This window comes from Chitinophaga fulva (assembly GCF_012927205.1).
GTDB lineage: Bacteria > Bacteroidota > Bacteroidia > Chitinophagales > Chitinophagaceae > Chitinophaga > Chitinophaga fulva.
In genome coordinates this window covers 291,048-316,040 of the sequence record NZ_JABBGC010000003.1, presented here as the reverse complement: position 1 = coordinate 316,040, position 24,993 = coordinate 291,048, and the positions used below count along the sequence as shown (strand labels likewise).

At 44.8% G+C, this 24,993-nt stretch carries 18 protein-coding genes; 13 read left to right on the top strand and 5 right to left on the bottom strand.

Annotated elements, in window-relative coordinates; all coding sequences use genetic code 11:
* Positions 1-31 precede the first annotated feature (31 nt).
* Complete coding sequence (locus HHL17_RS24550; protein ID WP_169227492.1) at positions 32-565, bottom strand: lipocalin-like domain-containing protein; 534 nt, start codon at positions 563-565, stop codon at positions 32-34.
* Positions 566-570: 5 nt separating this feature from the next.
* Positions 571-1,137 (bottom strand): short chain dehydrogenase, encoded by a 567-nt coding sequence (locus HHL17_RS24545; protein ID WP_169227491.1) that lies wholly within the window; start codon positions 1,135-1,137, stop codon positions 571-573.
* Positions 1,138-1,223: 86 nt separating this feature from the next.
* Here HHL17_RS24545 and HHL17_RS24540 point away from each other — a divergent pair, with 86 nt between their 5' ends.
* Both HHL17_RS24540 and HHL17_RS24535 read left to right on the top strand, forming a co-directional pair.
* Complete coding sequence (locus tag HHL17_RS24540) at positions 1,224-2,081, top strand: AraC family transcriptional regulator (RefSeq protein WP_169227490.1); 858 nt, start codon at positions 1,224-1,226, stop codon at positions 2,079-2,081.
* Positions 2,082-2,351: 270 nt separating this feature from the next.
* Positions 2,352-3,839, top strand: coding sequence for a lipopolysaccharide biosynthesis protein (locus HHL17_RS24535; protein WP_169227489.1), 1,488 nt, complete (start codon positions 2,352-2,354; stop codon positions 3,837-3,839).
* 32 nt (positions 3,840-3,871) lie between these two features.
* On the opposite strand, the gene HHL17_RS24530 is transcribed toward HHL17_RS24535, so the two are convergent.
* Positions 3,872-5,050, bottom strand: a complete 1,179-nt coding sequence (locus HHL17_RS24530) for a TDP-N-acetylfucosamine:lipid II N-acetylfucosaminyltransferase (protein WP_169227488.1) — start codon at positions 5,048-5,050, stop codon at positions 3,872-3,874.
* Positions 5,051-6,210: 1,160 nt separating this feature from the next.
* Here HHL17_RS24530 and HHL17_RS24525 point away from each other — a divergent pair.
* Positions 6,211-6,456, top strand: a complete 246-nt coding sequence (locus HHL17_RS24525; RefSeq protein WP_169227487.1) for a class I lanthipeptide — start codon at positions 6,211-6,213, stop codon at positions 6,454-6,456.
* 93 nt (positions 6,457-6,549) lie between these two features.
* A complete protein-coding gene (locus tag HHL17_RS24520; protein ID WP_169227486.1) occupies positions 6,550-7,545 on the top strand; it encodes a prolyl hydroxylase family protein in 996 nt (331 codons plus the stop codon).
* Positions 7,546-7,648: 103 nt separating this feature from the next.
* Here HHL17_RS24520 and HHL17_RS24515 read toward each other — a convergent pair whose 3' ends face one another.
* Positions 7,649-7,900 carry a hypothetical protein gene (locus HHL17_RS24515; protein WP_169227252.1) on the bottom strand — a complete coding sequence of 84 codons (252 nt, stop codon included), beginning with the start codon at positions 7,898-7,900 and terminating at the stop codon, positions 7,649-7,651.
* A 306-nt stretch (positions 7,901-8,206) separates the two neighbouring features.
* Between HHL17_RS24515 and HHL17_RS24510 the strand changes: the two genes are divergently transcribed.
* The 5 genes from HHL17_RS24510 (at position 8,207) to HHL17_RS24490 (ending at position 17,215) form a co-directional block, all read left to right on the top strand.
* Positions 8,207-8,755, top strand: a complete 549-nt coding sequence (locus tag HHL17_RS24510; protein WP_169227485.1) for an RNA polymerase sigma-70 factor — start codon at positions 8,207-8,209, stop codon at positions 8,753-8,755.
* Between the two features lie 77 nt (positions 8,756-8,832).
* A complete protein-coding gene (locus HHL17_RS24505; protein WP_169227484.1) occupies positions 8,833-9,783 on the top strand; it encodes a FecR family protein in 951 nt (316 codons plus the stop codon).
* 150 nt (positions 9,784-9,933) lie between these two features.
* Positions 9,934-13,356, top strand: a complete 3,423-nt coding sequence (locus HHL17_RS24500; RefSeq protein WP_169227483.1) for a TonB-dependent receptor — start codon at positions 9,934-9,936, stop codon at positions 13,354-13,356.
* A gap of 18 nt (positions 13,357-13,374) precedes the next feature.
* Entirely contained in the window at positions 13,375-15,057 is a 1,683-nt protein-coding gene (locus HHL17_RS24495) for a RagB/SusD family nutrient uptake outer membrane protein (RefSeq protein ID WP_169227482.1), read from the top strand.
* Positions 15,058-15,067: 10 nt separating this feature from the next.
* The gene (locus HHL17_RS24490; RefSeq protein ID WP_240975961.1) at positions 15,068-17,215 is read left to right on the top strand and encodes a TIM-barrel domain-containing protein; all 2,148 of its coding nucleotides are present in this window, start codon (positions 15,068-15,070) and stop codon (positions 17,213-17,215) included.
* Positions 17,216-17,298: 83 nt separating this feature from the next.
* Here HHL17_RS24490 and HHL17_RS24485 read toward each other — a convergent pair whose 3' ends face one another.
* Positions 17,299-19,536: a glycosyl hydrolase family 95 catalytic domain-containing protein gene (locus HHL17_RS24485; protein WP_169227480.1), complete on the bottom strand. Its 2,238-nt coding sequence runs from the start codon at positions 19,534-19,536 to the stop codon at positions 17,299-17,301.
* A gap of 287 nt (positions 19,537-19,823) precedes the next feature.
* On the opposite strand from HHL17_RS24485, the gene HHL17_RS24480 reads away from it, so the two are divergent.
* The 4 genes from HHL17_RS24480 (at position 19,824) to HHL17_RS24465 (ending at position 24,979) form a co-directional block, all read left to right on the top strand.
* The gene (locus HHL17_RS24480) at positions 19,824-20,792 is read left to right on the top strand and encodes a phytanoyl-CoA dioxygenase family protein (RefSeq protein ID WP_169227479.1); all 969 of its coding nucleotides are present in this window, start codon (positions 19,824-19,826) and stop codon (positions 20,790-20,792) included.
* Between the two features lie 109 nt (positions 20,793-20,901).
* A complete protein-coding gene (locus HHL17_RS24475; RefSeq protein ID WP_169227478.1) occupies positions 20,902-22,056 on the top strand; it encodes an AraC family transcriptional regulator in 1,155 nt (384 codons plus the stop codon).
* Positions 22,057-22,210: 154 nt separating this feature from the next.
* Positions 22,211-23,017 (top strand): sugar phosphate isomerase/epimerase, encoded by an 807-nt coding sequence (locus HHL17_RS24470; RefSeq protein ID WP_240975960.1) that lies wholly within the window; start codon positions 22,211-22,213, stop codon positions 23,015-23,017.
* Between the two features lie 33 nt (positions 23,018-23,050).
* The gene (locus HHL17_RS24465) at positions 23,051-24,979 is read left to right on the top strand and encodes a right-handed parallel beta-helix repeat-containing protein (RefSeq protein WP_169227477.1); all 1,929 of its coding nucleotides are present in this window, start codon (positions 23,051-23,053) and stop codon (positions 24,977-24,979) included.
* The last annotated feature ends 14 nt before the right edge of the window (positions 24,980-24,993 follow it).

Here is a 24,993-nt window from a genome sequence, read left to right as displayed (position 1 = left end):
ATACAAGAAATGAAATTTCAAACTTGTACCATTATTGAGCAGCGGAAGGACTATGCTGATTTTTCCTCCATACCACTTTCGCCACGGCAGCTCCCCCGTTTGTAGGTGTCGTCACCGTATACGTTAGCAGATTATCTTTCAATGAATAAGTACGTACTTGCGCAATTCCTTCCCAGTTTGGATAAAATGCATGTTGGATATTGAATACAATGACTTGTTTGTTTTCATCAATAGTATAGGTCCCAAAATGAGAATTATTTCCTCGCACTAACATCGCATTTTCTTCCGGTGTAGCTTTATCTTTATCATTAGCGGCAACTTTACTTCGATTAGCTTTTAGTATCTGAATCGCGTATTCTCCTGTGCTTGTAAAAATGAGCATTCCTACGGGATGTTCGCCATAAGGAGAAATTTTACTGCCATCAGCGTTTGTATTTTCAACTGAGATAAGTGACCATGTGCCCCATAGTTGCTGCTGTTCCTGATGAATTGCTGTTCCTGTGTTACTTTGTCCCTGTGCAAAATAGAAGGACACCGTAAAGACGAGATATAGTATATTTTTCATGTTAATTACTGTTTATGATAACCTACTCTTATAATTTCCCCATTTATTGCTGTTTCAAGACATCTTACATAAGCTGCTATTAATTCATCCCCATTAATATCCGACACTTTAGCAGGGCTGATAACATTTAGTCTGATTCCTCGGGGCATTTCCTGCGCCGCAGCTATTACAAAGCTGTTAATTGCTCCGTTGACAATCGCTTTTCCTGACGATCCTTTAACAGGAAATTCACCCATTTTTCCGGATATAAGGGTGAATGAGCCATTATCCTTCAGGTACTTCATGCCGCAAAGCACCAGGTTAATCTGTGGCCACAGCTTCTGCTGAATACCCACCATGAATTGCTCCTTGTTCATCTCTGGCAGGTTAGCTGTAACACTATCGCCAGCAGTACAAATGACAGCATCAATATCTGATACTTGCTTAAATAAATTTTCCACGGCAGTTTCTAAAGAGATATCAGCCATAACAGCCCCGGTTTTTCTTCCCACCGCAACAATTTCATGCTCCTTCAGTGCCGCTGTAACCATCTTACCAATAGTGCCACTTGCACCAATCATTAAAATTTTCATTTTATTAGAATTTATATTGGCAAAAATATACAAGGCGAATACTATTCCAGTTGTACATTATTACGCTAATTTTGTATTTTTATACCATGGGCCGGGAAACTTTACACCAACAATATGAAATCGAGTGGAAGGAATTACAGCGCTTCGAAAAGCCTTTAAAACGTAATAATTTCTTTGAGCTCATCTATGTTATGGAAGGGACAGGCGTACAGTTTGTCAATAACCACCAGTTTAATTACCGGAAAGGAAATTTATTTTTATTAACCCCCAAGGACATTTACTCCTTTGATATTGAGCAAAAGACCCGTTTCTTTTTCCTTAGGTTTAATGAATCATATATTAGAGAAAAATCGGGCAGGGACCAGGATGCGGTGACACATGTAGCGTACATTATACAAAATGCCAGCCACAGGCCGGGATGTATCTTGAAAAATAAAACCGATAAACCGCTGATTTCTTTACTGGTAAATGCCATCCTTGATGAACAGACCCGGCAACAGATCTATCATACTCGTGTTTCAGAACAGATTATTAGCACCATCATTACTGTTGTAGCAAGAAATATAGCGTTAAAATTGCCCAAGAATATAAAGGAAAATACGGGTGAGCCTATTTTGGAAATACTGAATTATATACAAGTCAACATTTTTGAACCCGGGAAACTTAAAACAGAAAATTTAAGCCGTCATTTTAATATTTCAACAAATTACCTGGGCAGGTATTTTAAAAAGCAAACCGGTGAAACACTCCAGAGCTATATTACTCATTACAAAATCAGGTTAGTGGAAACCAGACTATTGCACAGTGATATGCGCATGAGTGAAATTGCTTATGAGCTTGGATTTACGGACGAAAGTCATCTCAACCGTACCTTTAAAAGGCATAAAGGAATAAGTCCTACGGAGTTTAAAAAACAGAGGGTGCATCACGGTAATGCAAAATAGGTAACTAGAAAAAAAAGAATGACATGATAAGTAAGGAGTTGTCAGAGGTTATCTTCGATTTGATCCGCTTGATAGGTATATGTACCTCCCTGAAGGTGAATTGAAAAGCCGTGGATTTTCTGCCGGATGCCCGGCATTTGGTAGCTGTTGGCTGCAGGGGTGATGTGATAGATATTGTTCGGGCCAGGTAGCAGAAAAGATAAAATTGAGTTCTCTTCCCATTTAGTGTAATATTGTCGCCAGAGAATCATTTATTTTATTTGGTTATAAATGGGAGTAATAAAACACCAGAGTATAAGATCCACGCTACTGATTTACATAGGGTTCGCGATCGGTGCTGTTAATATTGTTTTCCTGTTCCCTCGTTTCTTTTCAGATACACAATTTGCACTGACCCGCCTGTTGCCGGAAATTGCCATCATCCTGGTGCCCATTTGTACGTTAAGCACCGTACCTGCCATCAGTCGTTTTTTTCCATATTATGCTTCACATTTAAAGGATAAAGAGAATGATATGTTAACCCTGGCGCTGGGAGCCACGATCATAGGCTTTAGCTTGTTTGTGCTGGGAACGCTCTTTTTCAAGGATGCCATCATTAAAGCCAATATCGAAAAATCACCGTTGTTCATTACCTATTTTTACCTGCTTTATCCCAATGTTTTTCTGTTTTCCGTATTTGGTGTATTTGAGAGCTACAGCGGCTCCAGGCACCTCACTGTCTTTCCCAATTTTCTGAAAGAACTGGTGTTACGTTTATTGACCACGGTACTGATTGTTTTACATTATTTAAGTTGGATAAATTTCGACACTTTTCTGTGGTTGTTTTCCTTGCTGTACGGCGTATTGCTACTGGCATTATTGGTATACCTGCGCAGGCATAAGTTTTTGTATTTTAATTTCAGGATAAGCCGTGTTACCCGTAGATTACTGCCAAAGATGGCTACCTATTCCCTGTCACTGTTAGGAGCTTCCCTGTTTACACTACTGGCCAATAACCTCGCACCGCTGATCCTGACCAGCTCGAAGGGCCTTCAGGATGTGGCTTATCTGACCATTGCCCAGTATATGTCCCAACTGATAATGGTCCCTCAACGGAGTATTTCAGCAATCGGGCTGCCGGTGTTGGCGCAGGCATGGAAAGATAAGGATAAGGATAAGATAGAAGAGGTGTATGTAAAATCCTCTTTGCTGCAATTGACTTATGCATTGTTTGTGTTTCTCATCATATGGAGTAATATAGATAGTTTCTTTCAGCTGTTGCCCCCGAATTACAGTGTGGGCAAGTATGTTGTATTATGCCTGGGGATATCAAAGGTTATTGATATGGGGACGGGTTTAAACAGCCAGGTGCTGAGCACTTCCCGGTTGTGGCGGTATGATTTGTATAGCTCTGTCGTATTGCTGGCGCTCTCCTTACCGCTGAACTATTACCTGATCAATCATTTTGGATTAATCGGTACCGGATATGCCACTTTGCTCTCCATGCTTGTTTTTAATACTATCCGTTACATTTTTATCTGGGTTAAATTTGGGCTGCAACCATTTACCATGAGTAGTGTGAAGGCAATAGGGGTGGCATTGGTGGCTTATTTTGGATGTATCTGGATACCACTTGCCATTCATCCTTTCGTTGATATTGTTATCAGGGGTATTTTATTTTTAGCCATATTTGTCACATTGGTCCTGGCGTTCCGGGTATCAGGAGATATCACCAGTACGATCTATAGTGCTGTCAACAAAATAAGGAGAAGGCAATAAAAAAGGGCCGGCCGGCCCTTGTGAGAATCAGTTTACTGTAGTATGCGCGTTAGTGCTTTCATTTTCTCTTCATCATTATATAGCTTGTCTATATTGATTATATTTTTTTCAATTGTTTGCTGATCTGTTGGCGCAATAAACTGTTTGAAATCCATTTTGCCAATCTCCTTGGAGTCGAAAATGGTAACGTCATTTGTTTTCAGGAACTGATAGAATGTGCTATGGCTATGCAGAAATATTTTCTTTCTCCGGTAAAGTAATGCTATTACATTGCCAACTGCCTGAAGCCGGAACTGGAACATTACCGCCACGTCTACCTTTGCCAGCAGTTTATAGTACTCATCACGTTTAAGGAAACTGCGAAGCGCCATTATTTTGTCTTTCCCAAAAATCCGTATGGCTTCGTTTTCTATCAGGTTGCCATATTTTTTATTACCATAACTCAACGGGATGACCAGTTTTATTGGCTCATCTTTATATGCGGACAGGGCTTGCAATGCTTCCAGGTGATTATTGGTAATCGTATCTGAATTGCCGAGCATGATGGTGGTTGTTTGGGTATCTTTGGTGGCCTCTATCAGTTGTTGCTCTTCCTCGCTTATTTTTGTCCCGAATTCATAGAAGAAATACTCATGAACAGCCCCGGTAGTATAATGTTTCCGTACCCATTCAAAATCTAAATTTCCCCAGTGAAGAAAGAGATTCAGGCGTTTAAAGAACAGCTCCCTGGTGAGGGTTGTTTTCCGGTCGGCGCCTTTGTAATTGAAAAATCGCTGTGCGAAGGAAGTGATCATTCTTTTGGGCCGCAAGGGATTCAGTTTCAGTTTAGGGCGTTCCTCGTTTTTTTCGAAGTAAGGCAGGCTTAGCGGCCCGTATATCGTTTTTTTGAAACGGGAGGATGGTATTTCCACCACATCTCCTCCCCAGAAAAAAAGGCCTGTTGTAATATTTGATGGAAGAGATAGCACCGCTTCTATGGCCTGGTCGGAAGCCCAGTGCACAAATACCTTATCCTTATCTGTCACCTTTTTTAGGATAGCATAGAAAGCCGGAGTATAGAAGGGCGTAAAGACCGCCAGGGTGGATGTTACAAACCTGGCATTGGTTTTCCAGTTGTCAATTATATACATGTTGTTCCCCGGGGCCGCATTTTCTGCATCGGTAATAAAATCGTTGATGAACTTCTCATCAACCATCAGGTGATAATTCATGGCAGTTTGTTTATGTTGTTGAATTCGGAACGGGTATGCATGACAAGCGCTGCTCATATCCTTTGCCTGGCGTTATCCGGCGGAAAAGGACATGAGAAATGCATGGCATCTGATGACGTGGTTGTCAGATACCAGCGTGGGTTAACCAGGCAGGATATTTAGTGAAGTTTACTTCCCGATACCCATGACAGTATCCTTCCTGATTTTGAAATCAAGCTACTTGCCGCTATAATCGATTCGTTAAATGTTTATTGGTTTGAACTGATTAGTGTGATGATGATATTTTAGATTTTTTATACATAGTTGCTGTTGACGAAATATTCTTGTTTGTTGTAGCGGTTGAGAAGGTATGGTTTTCAGTTTAGATGCAAGTTTTTTTTGGGAAATTGATAAGTTTATTGCTGGCTGAAGATCCCTGTCTGGCGTGGGTTGTATTTCATTAATAGGGCTTTTTTTTCAAGGTGAAATGCTACAACTCCTTATCTGATAGCAGATTTTATGAAATTGCCGGCATGTGGGCGAAACCAACCTTTGAGCAGGACTTGATTTTTCATGGCTGTATTTGCTGCGCTGACTGAATGTTTTCAAGTGTCAGGAAATAAAATTTTCTTTCGTAAAATGATGCTGAGCGCTGGTGTTAGCGTATATTTCTTGTCATAAATATGTTACAGAAGAAAAGTGAAAAAATTGTTAATCCTCTGTTGTAGGGTGATGTAGCCGAATTAAACCAGGCGTAATTATCCTGATTTGTCTAAGCTTGTCAATAGTTACAGCTTTCTTTTCTTGATTAGCCGGAAATTTCCAGGATTGTTAACATCGGTGAAAAACTGGTTAACTTCTAACTATATGGCCTATACGAGATGTCGTAATATTACATTGCATTGTATAAAATGTTAACAGCTAAATAGTGTTTGAGCCATGCCAACGGTATATTAAAGACAATCATTCTCAAATAACCATGAATAACGGAAACAGCCCTCTGTAAAGCGCAAGCGTTACGCTATAGGACTCTTCATTAACATACAAAAGCTTCCTTTTTGCATCAGGTATAAGCCGGATGGTTTTCCTGTGTCATATAATCAATAGTATCATTCACACATTGTCAGTAGATGTCATCGAGATGAAGGATTTGTTTTATTTATTATTTAAAAAGCAAAAAAGTGAAAAAACAAACATTCAAAAAGCTCAACCTGCGCAAAGTGGAAATTGCGAGTTTGAGTCTTGACGGACAGAAGAACTTATGGGGTGGTACAGGTACCGGTCCTGCTGGTCCTCCTACTTATGGTGGTGGTTACACAACCGGCCCTGCCGGCCCAATGCCGCCTCCGGGATCTCCCTGCCAGTACAGCATCGGATATCCTTGTCAAATCACCAATGGTAACGTTGGCCCTTGTTGTCCAATTTGATGCACGACCATTAAATTAATCTCAACAGCAAATAACATTCCTCCGGGAGTGTTGTTTGCTGTTGGTTACAGAAAGCAATTAGAGATTGTATTTATGAAACCAAAGTTCCATACTATAGCACATCATTATACGGCTAATTTAGTGATTCATTTCCTTGGTCTGCACCATATTAATATGGGGCGATTAAAAGTACGGACCGCCCTGTATGGGAAAGAAACATACCCGGCAACGACTATGCAGGATATAAGCACGGAATTACAGGGATGGGGTGTCCGGCATGAGCTAAAAACGGCCCCTTGCAATATCACAGATGCCACTGTTTTTCCAACGATGGCCGTTGTCCGGATACAGGACCAGGAGGAAGAGGTATTGGTAATAATAGAAAGCGTGGAAGAACAACAGGTGCGCTTACAGTATTTATCTGCGGATGTGCCCACCTATGCAGTGGATGAGTTAACAGTGCTGCAATACCTGGACATCAAGGAAGTTGTTGTTGACAAAGAATTTTGTGAAGCTTGTGCGCAGGAAGATTTATCTAAGCAGGACGCTTATGTTGATACCATTTTTGCAGTGGAAGATTTTTTGTCGGAGGAGGAATGTAAGTATATGATCGACTATTGTGAACAGCATAACCTGTTCTACAGAAGCATGACTGGAGCGGCGGACGGTAGCAATGAGGTGACGGGGCACCGGACCAGCTACTCGGCATTTATTACTACCTGCCGGCAGGATACGGTATTTAAGGATATTGTAGAACGGGCGGCAGACCTGATGGAGGTGGAAATAGCGCGCGTGGAAGATTTACAGTGTGTCCGTTATGGAGACGGGCAGGAATACAGACCACATTTTGACTCTTTTGAAACAGGCGTGAAACGCAAGGCTACATTGTTGGTGTACCTGAATGATGATTTTGAAGGAGGGGAGACCATATTCCCGGAAATAGGTTTTAGTGTAAGCCCTAAGAAGGGGATGGCGTTGTCTTTCATCAATCTTGACGAACAGCACACGGACCTGATCTATTCGCTGCACGGAGGGGCACCGGTAACAGCGGGAACAAAGTTCGCCTGTAACATATGGATCCAGTTGTGATAGTATAATCTGATCATAAAAAAACCTTCAAATCAAACGATTTGAAGGTTTTTTTATAATTGTATGATGCGTAATTAAAGTCTGTACTTCCCCGGAAGGATTATCATCCGTGAGGACATGCTACGGTGATGGTGCCTGGTCCGGTGGCACATGTAGTCGGAGGGCCGGCAGGGCCTGTACTCCAGGATGTAGGGCTGGTAACGGGTCCGGTAGGGGCGCCTGTTGGACTTCCTGTCGTTCCGGTTGGAGCAGTAGGCCCAACGTTGCCACCCAGGATGAATTGGGCGCCATTGTCGTTTAATTGAGCAATCTTGATCATCTTGAGGCTTAATTTTTTTACTGTCGTCTTTTTCATATTGATTGTGTTAATACTTGGACAAATAAAGGGTTTACATTTTGAATAAATATTGTACAGAAATTTCTTTAGGATTGGTACACGAGTAGCTATAGGTTTATAGCTGATATTATGCTGATACAAATATCACCTGTTTAGGATGGATACGTTTGATAGAAATTATCTGATTATGTACGGATTTTAGCTGCTTATGGAGAAAAGCAACGGGAAATAGAACCCCATTGCTAAAATTTATGTATAAATCGGTTAAATGCTACTATAAAGTACTTCAGGACATTGTTATCTTCCGGACAAATTAAATAGTGAATGGTGCCTGAATTATCGCCCCTCTCCAATGACGACATGTATTTGTTAACAGGACTGGCACAGGGTGACGCTATGGTATTCCGTTTAATATATCAATCGTATGAACGAAAGATATATAACATAGCATTTTATTATACTGATTCTGAAGAAGATGCCGAAGATATCGTACAGGACGTGTTTACTTCCCTCTGGTTACGACGTGAAAAAATTGAATTAAAAGGCCCATTTGAAAATTATATCACCCGCTGCGCAAAATATACCGCCTTTTTTTATCTCAAAATGAGGCAAAAGAAAAAGCAGGCTGCTGAACATGTAACTACCCCCCGTGCATTGGATGGCCCTGAGGAGCATATCCGCTATAAAGACCTGCAGGCTTACCTTCATACCCTGCTGGAGTCCCTTTCACATAAAACCCGGGAGATCTTTTACCTGAGCCGGTATAGCGGTCTTAGCTACCCGGAAATAGCAAACAGGATGGACATATCCGTAAAAACAGTGGAATATCACGTGTCCCTGGCCCTTAGAAAAATAGCTTCAGGAAAATTTTAATTTTTTTTAAATCGGTTTAGGGTATACAGGGTGTTTTATACACTTATATAACCGACGGCCTTTTCAAGAATAATGCTATGGCGCCGATAGACAGAGCACTACTGGAAAAATATTTTAATGGGGAATGTACTCCTGAAGAAGAAAGCCTGGTATATCGATGGCTGGATGAGAACGATCTGGACGAGTATCCCGACGTACACGGCGAAAGGAAGCATGACCGGAAACAGAGAAAAGGATGGAAACAGTTATCCAGGCTTGATGAAGGACTCAGCGCCGTGCCTGCCCCGGGAAGTAGTTATACCGCCCGCGGGAGGTGGTGGATAGCTGCTGCTATGCTGGTCGTATTAATGGGTGTAGGGTTTATTTATTTTAACTATTTCCGCGGTTATGAAAAAGAATATACCACTTCATTTGGTGAGGTCAGAAGCTTTCGCCTGGCAGACGGCACTACCGTAACGCTCAACGCATGTTCGGTATTAAAGGTCAGGGGCGACTTTGGCCGGAAACACCGGGATGTGCAACTTCAGGGCGAAGCCTGTTTTGATATCCACAGTCAACCAGGACAAGCCTTTACGGTACATACGGGGAAGCTGGCCGTGACGGCGCTGGGCACTGCGTTTAACGTTGCTGCCTTTGCTGATGACCCACAGATCATCGTTTCCCTGGCAAATGGTAAAGTGCTGGTGGAAAAAGGTGACGCCCCGGGCGTTGTACTAACACCTGGAGAAGAGGTGGTATATACCAGGAAGAACGACTATATCGAAAAGGGGAAATTTAGTTTCAGGAAACGTTTTGCCTGGAAACAGATGATCATTTATTTCGACAACGCCAACATCAGCGAGGTGCTTGCCAAACTGGAGCGATTTTATGGAGTACAATTTGATATCAACCAATTGAAGTCGCGGCAATGGCGACTTACCGGAGAGTACAGTAATCCAACACTTCAGGAAGTAATGGAAAGCCTGTCCTTTAACTATGACTTTAAATACAGGATTGAAGCTGGAAAGGTGATCCTATCTGAATTTTAAAATCCGATATACATATGCAATAACCGCATTAAAAAAATGCCGGTAATCGGACAGGACTACCGGCCTGTTAATGTAAAAATGCGTCATCGTGCGGAAAGTGGAGCCTCCGCGCACAGGCGACGTTTGCTTAAACAAAAACACGTTAAAAGTATGAAAAAAAGATTATCCACGGTATTATTGATGTGGGCAAGATGTCTTCTCATTTACTTCCTGGCAGAACTGATTGCGTTCAATACCTCATCCGGGAAAAATGTAAATGCCCAAATGAACCACGTTATCACAGAAAATTTTCAAAACATCTCCGTAAGAAAACTATTTTCCATTATCAACCAGAAAACCGCTGTCACTTTTGTATTCGACGCCCGTAGCATTAATCCCGATACAGTTGTCCGAATAAACGCCCGCAGCCTGACAGCGGACAATATACTGGACAGCCTGGCAGAAAAGCTGAACTGGTCTTTCAAAAAGCTCGGAAATACTATTACCGTGAAGAGCAATCCGCAAAGCCGTATTCAAGGAGTTCCCGGACAGTTGGCAGATCCTGCCCGGCACCGTGGAACTGAAACCGCAGCAGATACCTTCCGTGTTTCGGGAACAGTAAAAGACACGCTGGGGACCCCATTGGTAGGCGTTACCGTACAGGTAAAGGATGCTGCCGGAGGAACGGTCACGGACAGGAACGGACATTACACCATTCAGGCGGGGCCTAATGCAGCCCTGGTTTTTTCCTATATAGGATTCAACCGCCGGGAGACCAGCGTGGGAGGAAACAACCACCTGGATGTGACACTTAGCAGCAGCGCCAGCGGACTGAATGAAATAGTGGTAGTGGGATACGGAACGGAAAAAAGGGCCACGCTCGCAGGTTCCATTGCAACGGTCTCCGGAAAGGAAATCAAAGATCAACCGGTGGCCAATCTTTCTAATGCCCTGGCGGGAAGACTGTCGGGAGTACGTATCACGCAATCCGGTGGAAAACCAGGCATGGCTTCCTCCATCACTATACGTGCTGCCAGTACCTGGAATAACGCCGATCCCCTATACGTAATTGACGGCGTTGTGCGCGATAAATTTGCCTTCGATGCACTGGACCCAAGTGAGGTAGATAATATCTCCATACTAAAGGATGGAGCTTCTGCTGCCGTATACGGTTCCCGTGCAGCCAACGGCGTTATCCTGGTAACAACAAGGCAGGGCAAAGAAGGGAATACCGCTATTTCATACAGCGGTTCGGTAGGCGTAGAGAAACCTATACGCATTCCTGAAGCCCAGAATGCCTACAATCAGGCCCTTACCATTAATGACGCCCTGCGTATCGATAATACCCCAACCAACGATGCCAGGTATTATTCCCCTGATGAGTTGGATTATTTTAAAACACATAACTGGAACTGGATAGACGAGGCCTGGAAAAATCCTGTCACTACGCGGCATTCATTATCGGTCAGCGGAGGTTCTCCCAAGGTGCGGTATTTTATGAATGGCACTTACTTCTATGCAACGGGTTCTTTTAATAAGCTGGACTTTCGAAAGAATACTTTAAGAGCAAGTGTGGACGCAGATATCACCAGTAACCTCACTGCTTCCTTAAATGTAAGCATGGACGTCAGGAACGACCAGAAGCCTTATTGGAGATATGACAATGACGGCGATAATATGCAGGACCTGTATAAGGCATTCCTGTTCAGGACCCAGTCTGTGCCACCGTATATCAATGGTAAACTGAATGGTACTTATGTAGAATGGTCGCCACTGGCTATCACAGAAGGTCAGACTGGCTATAACAAAAAGAAGTTTGCCAATTATAACACGATCGCCACGCTTCGCTATAAGGTGCCATTTGTACCCGGGCTCGAGTTAAAGGTCATGTTCAATAAATATTCCAGGACCGACTTCGTGAAGCAGTTCAGCCTGCCGTATGAGTTATCCGTGTTTAAACGTACAGGTGAACACAATCACATTGTCACAGATGAACTGGAAAGCGTGAAAACACGCAATGACGGGGAGTTCCTTTACGAGTCATATGATAACCAGGAAGCTTACCAGCTGGATGGATATATATCCTATAACCGCGCTTTCGGCCCTCATAAATTGAGTGCGTTATTGGTGTATGAACAGGCAGAAAGCAATGGAAACAACTTTAACGGTCAGCGTAATAATTTCGTTTCGCCTTCCATTGACCAGCTGTTTGCCGGCAGCGCTGCCAGCCAGTTTGCGAATGGGGGCGGATGGGAAGACGGCCGTGCTTCCTATATAGGCAGGTTGAATTATAATTATGCTGATAAATATATCCTGGAAGGAGCTTTCAGATATGATGGTTCTGTAAAGTTTTCAACCTCGAGGCGCTGGGGCTTTTTCCCTTCTATGTCTGCCATATGGCGCATTTCGGAAGAGCCTTTCTTTAAAGACAATGTGCGGTTTGTCAACGACCTTAAATTAAGAAGCACGATAGCTTTGATCGGTAATGACGCTGTTGGTGGCTGGCAATGGATGCAACGTTATAATGTGGCTAACGGAGCTGTTTTTGGCGGTATTACGAGCGGTATCACGCCGGGCTCATTGTCTAACCCGGATATCACCTGGGAGAAGTCCGTATCCTGGAATGGCGGACTGGATGCCTACATGCTGGGTGGTAAACTGAATTTTTCGGCGGACGTGTTCCGTACCCATACTTATGATATCCTGGGCGCCAGGCAGCAAAGTGTTCCATCTACTTTCGGGGCAACGCTCCCGGCAGAAAATTACGGCGTTATCAATGCAAAAGGGTTTGAACTGTCTGCAAGGTATAACGGTGCTGTAAACAAACATTTCAGCTACTATGTGTCCGGCAATTTCGGGTATGCTACCAACGAAGTAAAGGTACAGGACCAGCCGGTCAATCAACGTGCCTATAAATCCATTATCGGGTACAATATGGACCGTATCTGGGGATATGAAGCCACGGGGATCATCCGCACACAGGCAGACCTCGATGCGCTACCTGCCGGCTATACGATCTTTGGCCAGAAACCAGAACTGGGAATGCTCAATTACCGCGATTTGCGCGGGGCGGTGGACGATAAACCGGACGGAAAAATTGATGATAATGATGCACAATATATCGCCAACTACAGCAATCCCCCGATAAATTATGGCATAGCGCTGGGATGCACCTGGAAAGGGTTGGGGCTGGACCTGCTTTTCCAGGGACTGGCAGGTAGTAAAACAATGATTGATGTTCGTTATGTACAAACCAGAACAGAAGAAACAAACTTTTCTTACTGGAATGATCACTGGACTCCCGAAAATCCTAATGCCGCATTTCCACGGGCGGCAAGGAATACAGCAGATGATGCTTCTACATTCTGGCTGCGGAACGGCTCCTTTTTACGGTTGAAAAATGTCAACCTGTCGTATGACCTGCCCAAGGCCTTGGTGAAAAGAAGCGGCCTCGCGGCAGTGCGGGTCTTCTTCATAGGCACCAACCTGTTGTTGCTGGAAGATCATGTGAAGGTCAGGGACCCGGAAGCAGCAAGCCTGCGCTCTTATCCTTTGATGAAGAACTACACCTTTGGCCTGAACATTACCTTATAACGTGAAAAGAAAATATTTATGAAATTCGGATATACTACTATATATGCCCTGTCTTTAATGGCTTGCTTCACTGCTTGCAGTAAGGTATTGGACAAAAAAGACCTGAGCGCTGTTAACGAGTCTGATATATGGAAAGATAATAAGCTGGCCACTGCTTATGTAAACAAGTTGTATGAGGATAACCTTCCGGGTTGGAACACTGCTGATGCCGGTACCTCAGATGAAGCACCTGGAGGAGATGCTGTGATGTATGGTCAGCTCACCATTAACTCTTTTGATCTATGGTCTTTTAGTAATATCAGAAATATTAACATCCTCCTGAAAAATATCGATGGAGGGACCCTGCCTGCTACAACAAAGGATGTGTTAAAAGGGCAGGCATTATTTTTCAGGGCATGGCGCTACTTTGAAATGGTGAGATTATATGGAGGTGTGCCACTGATCCTGGAGCCTCAGCAGATCACAGACAACCTGGAAGTATCAAGAAGTAAAACATCCGCGTGCGTTGACCAGATGGCGGCCGACCTGGATAATGCAGCCAGGCTGTTACCGCCCACTTGGACAGGTAATGACCTGGGCAGGATCACAAAGGGGGCCGCTCTTGCATTAAAAGGAAGGATACTGTTGTACTATGCAAGCCCGCAATTCAATCCTGCCAATGATCAGGCGAGATGGCAAAAAGCCTATGACGCGAACAAGGCGGCCAGAGAGGTGCTGGAAGCTGCAGGGGTAGGGCTGTACGATAAGTTCGCCAATATCTGGTTTGATGAAATGAATAAAGAAGTGGTTTGGGTAAACCGGTATTCCTACCCTGATAAAGTGAATGATTGGAACGCCGCCACCCGCCCGCTGAGTGAAGCACAAAATAACACCGGGGCCAATCATCCGACGCTGGAAATGGTCAATGCTTTTCCCATGAAAGACGGCCGGCCTATCACGGACCCGGCTGCCGGCTATGATGCGGTGCACTACTGGCGGAACAGGGACCCCCGTTTTGCCGCCACCATCGCCTATAATGGATGTCCCTGGGAGCTGAGCGGGAAAGCGGGAAGAAGGCAATGGAACTATGTTGGCGCAGAAACACAGTTCCTGACACAAACCGGTTTTTATTGTAAAAAGGCGGTAGATGTAAGTTATTCCAAATTCTTTACCTACAACAGCAGTACGGACTGGGTGGAAATACGTTTTGCCGAAGTGTTGATGAACCTGGCGGAGTGCGCCAACGAAACTGGTAAAACCAGTGAGGCATATGAAATACTTAAACTCATCCGGAAACGTGCTGGTATAGATGCCGGCGGCGATAACCTGTACGGAATGAAAGCCGGCATGAGTACAGAAGCTATGCGGGATGCGGTCAGACTGGAAAGAAAAATAGAGTTTGCCTATGAAGGAAAGCGCTATTGGGACCTGAGAAGATGGAAATTATTTGAACAGGAACTGAATGGGAAGGTAAGGCATGGCCTTGTCATTACCCTATTGATACCACAGAATGAATTCAGTAAAATACAGGATACGGTTAATCTTGATCTGAACTACGACCAATATTTCAGGGATTCACTGGTGGCAGTGGACAAAGTATTCAAAATAGACTTCAAGCCAAATTACTATTTTTATCCTATCAACACCAAACACCTGGAGTTGAATGGCAATCTTAAACAAACAAATGGATGGGATGGAGGTGCTTTTGATCCCCTGCAATAATTTTATGAAAATGAGATGCTGTTTTTTTCTGATCTGTATGCTGTCCGGACTTTTTATGCAAGCGCAGCCTGTACCCTTAAAGTGGGAGCAGGTGGCGCCGGGTGTCTGGAAAACCACCGTAGGACAGCCTGATAAGGTGGATTTACTTTCAACCGCAGGTGGCAGTCCCCGGAAAGAGGCATTGCAGAAACTGGGGGAGTTATCATTCCCGCTCCCGCAGGCAGACTGTAACGCTGAAATAAGGGAAGGAAAGGTGTATCTGCGTTTCCCGTTGCAGGAACAAGAACAGTTGTTTGGCCTTGGCCTGCAATTTAAAACGGTCAACCGCAGGGGGCAGATACTGAATCTGCATATGGACCACTATGAGGGCCGCGATGATGGCCGTTCACACGCGCCTGTACCTTTCTACATTTCCAGCAGCGGTTACGGTGTGCTGATAAACAGCGCCCGTTATATCACCGTATATGCAGGGACCGCTGTGCGGGTAAACAGCCAGCATCCTCCAAAAGCATACGACCGGAATACTGATCCCGACTGGAGTGCGCAGCCTTACTCTGATGCCGTGGAAATGTTGGTGCCAACAACAGGCACAGAGATATATGTTTTTGCCGGTAAGAACCCCATGGAGGTGGTGCAACGCTATAACCTTTTCAATGGCGGCGGCGTTCTCCCTCCCAAATGGGGCCTGGGCTTTACGCATCGTATGCCCACCCTGTCTACAGCCGACCAGGTGAAGGCCGAAGCAGGGGCATTCAGTCAGCATGGTTTTCCACTGGATTTTATCGGACTCGAGCCCGGTTGGCAGACCAAAGCTTATCCCTGCACATTTGAATGGGATAAAAACAGGTTCCCCGATCCTGCTGGTTTTGTGAAAGAAATGCAGGCGAAAGGCATCCGTTTGAACTTATGGCTGAATCCTTACTTGTCCCCGGCGTCATCATTGTATAACGAAGTAAAACCATTGTCAGGCTCCCACACGGTGTGGAACGGACTGGTACCTGATCTCACCCTGTCATCTGCGCAGCAGGTATACAAAAATCTTTTCAAAAAACAACACATAGACATCGGTGTCTCCGGATACAAAATTGATGAAGTGGATGGTGTAGATAGCTGGTTGTGGCCGGATGTAGCCACATTCCCTTCCGGAACAACAGCTGAACAAATGCGGCAGGTGTACGGCGTGATGATGCAGCGCATCACCACCGAATGGTTCAAAGAGAAAGGTGTACGGACCTATGGACTGGTGCGTGCCTCCAATGCCGGCGCATCTTCATTCCCATATGTTATCTATAATGATTATTACAACCATCGTGATTTTATCACGGCGATGTGTAACAGTAGTTTCATCGGTGTGCTCTGGACGCCGGAAGTAAGGGCCTCAAAAACAGCGGAGGAATGGTTGAGGCGCATGCAGTCCGCCTGCTTTTCACCGATGGCCATGCTTAATGCCTGGGCTGATGGTACCAAACCATGGAGTTTTCCGGAAGTGGAGAAACAGGTAAAGGACGTGGCATTGCTGAGAATGCAATTATTCCCTTACCTCTATACTGTTTTCTCCCAGTACTACCTGGAAGGCAAGCCGCCGGTGAGGGCCATGAACCTGGTGGAAGGCTTCTCGTATCAGCATCAATCTCAGAAAACAACATTGGACGGAACAGAGAATCCCTATCAGATGGCCCTGCGGGAAGATGTGAAAGATCAGTTTATGCTGGGTGACGATCTGCTGGTAGCGCCGATGTTTACAGGACAAACCAGCAGGAAAGTGATACTGCCGCAAGGCAAATGGTACGATTTCTACACCGGCGAATATGTCGGAAATGGCAATATAATCGTAGCTACGCCCGGCCTGGACAAAATACCACTGTACGTAAAAGACGGAGGCATTATACCGATGATACCACCGGTGTTGCACACACCGGCGCCTGGTGAGCAACTTCCACTGGAAATCCGCCATTATGGCGAGGCTGAAAGTACTTCGCTGCTGTATGATGATGATGGCCAGTCGTATGACTACCAGCATGGAAAATATATGCAATACCGGCTTTCTGCGAAAATGGACAAGCAGGGGAAATGGCAGGGACAAACGGTGGTAGAGAACAAACAAGGGTTAAAAGTCGCCTATAAGAATATTCAATGGCGGTTTATGTTGCCTCATTAAAGAAAAACATATTCAAAAACGAAAAAGCTTATGGGCGACCATAAGCTTTTTCGTTTTAAATATTGGCGTAAAATTCCGACCGGTTATTCTGGTATTATGCTTAGTTTTTCCCCGTTGCTGGTTGATATGGTAAACCTGCTCCCGTTGAGCAGCTCAGCAGGTTTTCCTGCCCTGAGCACCTTCACCTTTTTATTCATCCAGGGATTAACCAGGGTTAAGGACCGTCCTTTTTCGCTGATGATCTCCACATCAGCAATCTTCCCGTCTTTTCTTTTTGCTGAAACTAAAAAAGCGCCATTGGCCCGCAGGTTACTAAACGAGGCATCCATTCTGGAAGGAAGGGAGGGGAATAGCCGGATAACATTTCCTGCACTCATGCATAGCATCTCATCAATAGCGTTGGTTACAACGCAGGAGTTCTCTATGCCATGCACATTATTGTTAATAAAGCCATTGGGGCGTGTGTTGGCAATAAATTCATGCAACCTGCTATATATGGTATCTGCGTTATAACCTACCCGGATGGCTGCCATAAAGAAACTGCTGCTGCTGTTATAATCTTTCCAACGGTGCATTTCAGCAATAGTGTTCCTGGATACAGCTAGCAGGGCGGTGTCACTATCGAGTGTAATGGCGTTGCCCGGATAGATATGCTGAATACCCAATCCATTGTCGGGGTACCAATCCAGCCCCTTCTCTGTATAACGAAAGACGCTTCTCCCGTTCCTGGTTTGCGTTGGGAACGGGCTGATATGGGTTAGTATGTTTTCCCATTTCCCAATTTCTTTTTCGTTGATGTGTACGTGATGGCTTAAGTCAATCATCAGGGTAAAAACATATCGTACCAGTCCCAGGGACAATATAGGATTGATGTCATGGCCGGACCCTTCATGTATGGCATCGTTGTAAATCACATAACGGCCGTCTTCTAATTTTAAGTAATCTTCCCAAAACTCAGCTACGGACAATGCATATGGATAGATTTTTTTAGCGTAACTGGTGTCGTAAGTGCTATACCAGTGCTGTCCCAGGTTAAGTAGCGCATAGGCGGCATTAGACCGCTGCTGCCAAAACATGCCCCCCTTTTCAATACCGGCAGGGTGAAGATGGGTATAAAATGTATCCACCTGCCTGGTTACCTCTACGCCCATTGGTCCGATGCCTACAGGATATAGTACGCCTCTTGTATGGGTTACATGTTCGGCATACCATTGGCCCCTTGGCATGAATGCAAGGATGGGAGCGTCGTAAGGCAAAGCCTGCTCTAATCGGTTGGCTGTATATAACGCGTAGAATGGCGCCTCGAAATTGTAGTTCAAGTGATAGTCATTATTCCAGGAGGGAGTATCATTGGAAATCCACCCAAAAATACCTGGAGGAAAATTTACATCCCTGCTACACGCAGCCATGGTATACAGGCCCTGGTAATAACGCTTCATTACTACCGTATCATTCAGCAGTATACCGGATTTTTGCCAGTATTGTTTCCACCACGCGTTATGCTGTTGAAGGAAAGAGGAAGTGCTTTTTTGTGTAAGGCCCGATAGGCTGTTTTTAACATGCTCCAGTGTGTTCTTTTGCTTGAAACTACTTTCTACAGCCACTGCCAGCAGCAGCGGTTGCCCTTTTTTAAGGAGTATATTGGCCGGGGTATCATAATTAATTGCCTTTACCGCAATAGATGCGGCAACCGGAATATCCACATTGTCTTCGAAGGAACGGGTTTGCCAGAGAATGTTTTTTAGTTGCCCGTTGATGAGCCTTGCCATGCTATTTTCAGGTGCTCCGAGATTAACGGACATTACTGCATCCTGTTTCAGTGCATTTACCTGTACGAAAATTAAATTTTGCGTAGCGCAAACCCAGGAAGTGACGGATATGTTTTGACCAATTTTGATATCGGTTTGACCATTCCAAATATGCTGACTGGCTGAAAACGAATCGTTACCAGCCTGTAGATTTTTCTCGCCGGCCGATTTCTTTTCCATATCATGAAAGTTGATATCCAAATAGGACACCAGCCTGCTGCCGGCTAAACTAAATTCATTCTCCCCATGCCCATATTGAGAAACCCATCTGCCAAAATCGTTTTTTGAAATATAGAATCTTAGATGGTCCGGTTGATATCCTACAGTAGTCAATAGATCACCATTGCCCATCAGTGGCGCATCTGTTGAGGCAGATGTTGGGATTTTCTGCGGTGCGTTGGTCCAGGTGTTCTTGTAGGGTGGAATAAAATTAGCCTGGGGAAAGAGTTGCATGGGAATGAACAGGCAAATAAATGCCATCACCAGATTTTTTAGCAGTAACGTTTGATTCATGTTGTGGATTTTAAAATGGCAGTCAATACATAGTGAGATGTAGCTGTATGTATAGTCCGCTAGCCCGCAAATAAACCTATTATTTCCTGCAATGTCAAGGTTGCCTGAAATATTTGACGTTAGTGGCGGCAATGTTCGCAAAATGCCTGGTTTTATGCGCAAAATGAAAAGAATATACTGTTCCCGTGAGTTAAATTGCCAGCAAAACTACGCGCAGGATTCGGCACAATCCAGTCCACACGCGGCGTGGATGAATTATATTGTATCATTTTAAACAGCTAAGGAATATGAAAGATTCCGCATCACCATTGTTATCTGATTTTGCAAATTATAGCATGCCGGTTTCCGATTTATTCCAACAGCCGTCAACAGCAGCGGAATGGGAGCAATATATGCTAACGGAAGAGCAAATTAAGTCGTTCTGTGAAAATGGTTTTATCTCGGGCATCCGGATATTGAGCGAAGAGCAGGTAGATGTGCTGAATACTGAATTGGTGACGTTGCAAGCGGCAGGTCCGGAAAAAAAGAAATTATTTTACCACTACGAAAGTAACGAATCTGAAGATCCGGATAAAGTACTCTTTCACGCAATTGGTGGCTGGAGGGTGACACCCGGGTTTCACGACCTTATCTGGTCGCCGGCCTATCGCATGGCAGCTTACCAGTTGCTGGGATGTTCGTTCCGGCTTTTTCATGACCAGTTATTTTGCAAGCCGGCTAAACATGGCGGGGTGGTAGCCTGGCACCAGGATTTCTCTTACTGGACATTCACGAAACCCATGCACCATCTGACATGCTGGATAGGTTTGGATGATGCTACAAAAGAGAACGGTTGTTTATACTATGTGCCTGGCAGCCATAAGTGGGGGCTGTTGCCCATTACCGGGCTGACGGGAGATATGGATGCGGTAACGGAGGTATTATCTCCGGCGCAAAATGAGGTCTTCAAAAATAAGGTGGCGAATGAATTGCCCAAAGGGTATGCAAGTTTCCACCATCCGCTTACCATGCATGGGTCCTACGCCAATTATTCGGACAGGCCAAGGCGCGCGGTTGTGATCAATGCAATGGCGGCGGAAACGTTCGGGAATACGGAGCATTATGAAAGGATAGACGCGTTGCACAGTTTTCCTCCCATGGAGCAGGATAAAGTGCTTGATAGTAAGTTTTTCCCGCTTTTATTTGATGGTGACAAAGAACTGGAATCGCTGAACTTTCCTACAGTTAATAAGGAACTTTTATACAATACAAAATAATTTCATGAATATTATTCCCGCGAAGCAGCAAAGGAATGATGATGTTCGCATATTGTGATAAAGTAGTATTTTGCGGGAACTTCTATTATAAACAGCAATCACTCCATCCGTGAAGAAGAAACTGAAAGTGGCTGTATTGGCAGATGTTTCCAGGGCTTACGACCGGGATGTATTGACCGGTGTCGCCCATTTTAACAAAATCCACGACAAGTTTATTTTCTTTTCCTTTACCCCTAAATATATTCAGTATGATGACCAGGCTGCGCTGATTGAACGGGTGATTGCCTGGAAGCCCGATGGTATTATAACCAGGGAGGTTGAGGGGTTTGAAAAACTGCTTGACCTGGATATTCCGCTAATTATAGCCCCCCATACCAGGTTGTATAAAGACAAAGTGAATTTATGGGGACATAACTACACGGTTGGTAAAGTGGCTGCTGAGTATTTTATATCGAAAGGCTACAGAAACTATACCTTTTTAGGTTTTAAGAACTTTCAATGGTCCTCCGAACGACAGGCAGGATTTGTTGAGCGCGTTAACAGCGCCGGTTACAAAGTCCAATCCCATAATTTTGATAACAGGGTATTGCTGTGGGAACAGCTGTCTGCAAAGATAACAGAATGGCTACCCCTGCTCAAAAAGCCCTGCGCTGTTTTCTCGGTTGCTGATGAATTGAATGTCCACGTGTTGGAAGCAGCAAAAGAATTAGGGTTTAAGGTGCCGGATGATTTATCCGTACTTGGCGTTGATAACGATGTGCTCATCTGCGATATGGCCAGCCCAACGCTTTCGAGTATAGATCATAACGCACGACAGGCAGGCTTTCAGGCTGCGGTGGCATTAAGCAGGTGGATGGAATATAACGAAAAGCCAGCGGGGGATATTATCACAGGCGGTGCAACCGTGATCACACGGAATTCTACCAGCGGGCTGGCGATAGATGACGAACAGACCCGCAGTGCGCTTCACTATATCGCAAACACTGCCCCTTCCAACGATATATCTGTTGATGACGTAGTGGCTGTCACTACGCTCTCCCGCCGGGGACTTGAAAAAAAGTTTCAGCAAATGGTCAGGAGTTCCATTCTTGACGAAATAAAGAAGGTGAGGATCGGGAGAATTAAATTCCTGCTCGAAAATTCTGACCTTACTATTCAGCAAATTGCTGCTGATATGAACTTTAATAACTCCGACAATATTACCAGGTACTTCAAACAGCATGTGGGGATGACCCCAAGGGACTATCGCAACCAGTTCAGGTAGAGGGGATATCTCCCGCCAATCAGGTGTGCGCAAAATGACGGTTTTTATTCGCATAATGACATGTACCGGCGCTTTCACCTTACATAAATTGCAGGCCAATCAACCATTTCTGCGCCCTGAAGTTTTAGGAATCAAAACAACTGATTGGTAAATCATGATGCAAGTTCAATTTTTTTGCCCCCGATGGGGGAGTGAAGCGCTTTCCATCAGTTCATTCTGCCGGAAAGCGAAAGAGGAAGGCTATGATGGCATTGAGTACGGCGTTCCAATTACGGCCACCAAAGAAACGTTGGATGAAGTGTGGAATGAAGCAGCCAAAGCAGATCTCAAAATAATTATACAGCACTATGATACAGTTGATGCTGAGTTTTCCCGGCATTATGACCGCTATTGCTCCTGGATCGAGAAAATCGGACCTTATCCTGCAGTTAAAATCAATTCACAGACAGGCAAGGACTATTTTTCCTTTGAGCAAAACAGCATGTTGATCTCTGCCGCTGCTTCCTGTAATAAACAGGTACTGCATGAAACACACCGGAACAAATTCACATTCGCTGCCCATACCATCCATGCCTACCTGCGGCAATTACCTGGGCTTCGGATCACGCTGGACGCCTCCCACTGGGTGTGCGTAGCGGAATCTTATCTTGAGGACCAGGAGGAAGCCATGGAACTTGCGATAGTAAGAACCGATCATGTACATGCGAGAGTGGGTTATCCCGAAGGGCCGCAGGTGCCTGATCCCCGTGCAAAGGAATGGGAATATGCATTGAACAGGCACTTGTTCTGGTGGGATAAAGTAGCGGAAAGAAAACAACAGGCAAATGAAATCCTGACCATAGCGCCTGAATTTGGCCCTTTCCCCTATATGGTCCATAGCCCTGTGACAGGGCATCCGGTTGCTGATCAATGGACGTTAAATGCGTATATGATGAATCTCCTGAAAGAGCGCTATCGTTAGCAGCGCAATATTGATACAAAATTGAAAAAGAATATGAAAAGATTAGTTGCTGTACTGCTGTTTGCCGCAATGATGATGGATGCCGCTGCACAGAAGGCAGCTGGTCATCCGGGAAAGGAATACCATGTTTCCGTAAATGGAAATGACGCTAATGACGGTAGTAGCGCCAGGCCTTTCAAGACGATTATGGCGGCGGCCAACATGGCTTTGCCTGGCGATGTCATCACAGTACATGCCGGCGTGTACCGCGAGCAGGTAACACCTCCGCGTGGAGGCAGTGATGAAAAGGAAAGGATCGTTTATACAGCGGCGAAAGGAGAAAAGGTGGAAATAAAAGGGTCGGAAATTATCAAAGGCTGGAAAAAACTGACGAACGATACCTGGGAAGTAAAGCTGCCCAACAGCTTTTTCGGGAAGTTCAATCCATTTAAAGAACTGATCAGCGGGGACTGGTTCTGGCCAACGCCTAAGGAAAGGAAATACCACAGAGGTGCGGTGTACCTGAATGGTGACTGGTTGATGGAGGCGGCATCACCCGGCGAAGTAATGAATACGGCAGATAAAAAGAATTTATTGTGGTGGGGAGAGGTGGACACGGCTACTACCACCCTGCGGGCGCAGTTCAAGGACGCCGATCCCAATAGGGAAACCGTAGAAATCAATGTAAGGCCAACGATATTTTACCCCGACCAACCTTTTGTCAATTTTATTACCGTAAGCGGTTTTATCATGCAGCATGCCGCCACCAACTGGGCGCCGCCTACTGCGGAACAAATGGGGCTAATCGGAACACACTGGAGCCGGGGCTGGATTATTGAGAACAATACAGTGCAGTATTCAAAATGTGTAGGCATTTCACTGGGGAAATATGGCGATGAATTTGACAACCGCGATACGGAATCAGCATTAGGCTATGTGGGCACTATTAAGCGGGCGTTGGCTTTCGGATGGAACAAAGGTACCGTTGGTGGCCACGTGGTGCGTAATAACCATATCGCCTATTGTGAACAGGCAGGAATTGTGGGAAGTATGGGCTGTTCCTTTAGTACTGTTACCGGCAATACCATACATGATATTCATGTACGTAAACTGTTCACAGGCGCGGAAATGGCAGCTATAAAATTCCATGGCGCGATTGATGTACAGATTTCCGGCAACAATATCTATCGCTCCTGTCTGGGAATATGGCTGGATTGGATGGCCCAGGGCGCGCAGATAAAATCTAACCTGATGCATGAGAATGAAATGGATATTTTCATAGAAGTGTGCCACGGTCCTACGTTGGTGAGCAATAATATCCTGCTTTCCAGGCAAAATGTTACTTTGAATTCCAGTGGTGTTGCCTTCGCTCACAATCTCTTTAGCGGCGTTGTAGACGCGATCGTTTATGATGGACGATTAACGCCGTATCAGCTCCCGCATGCTACCTATATGGCAAATCTGCACGACAATCCGAGCGGCGATGTACAGTTCATTAATAATTTGTTTGTAAACGGAGCCGATGTAAGCAAGTATTCAAATGCACTCTTGCCGGTGGTTTTCAAAGGAAATGTCTATGCAAAAGGTGTGGTAAGGGCTATCGGATTTAAAGGAGAAAAGAGTAAAGGGGAGATGAATGACAGTGCTTACCAGCGGCTTAAGAAATATAAAGTACAGCAAGCCATTGAAACAGATGCAGTGGTAAGTAATGATGCGGATACTGGCGTTGTTTTAGTGCAGAAAGGCGGGAATGCCTTCCTGGAAATATCAATGAATAAAGACTGGCTGTTGCAAAAAAGAAGAAATGTGACCACTGCAACGCTGACGAAGGCTGTTATTCCCGGCCTTCCCTTTGAGAATACCGATGGATCGGCACTGAGCATTGATACGGATTACCTGGGTCATAAACGAAATACGTCCAATCCGTCGCCGGGGCCTTTTGAAATTTCAAAGGGCGCGAAACAAAGTATAAAAGTTTGGTAACACATTATTTACTG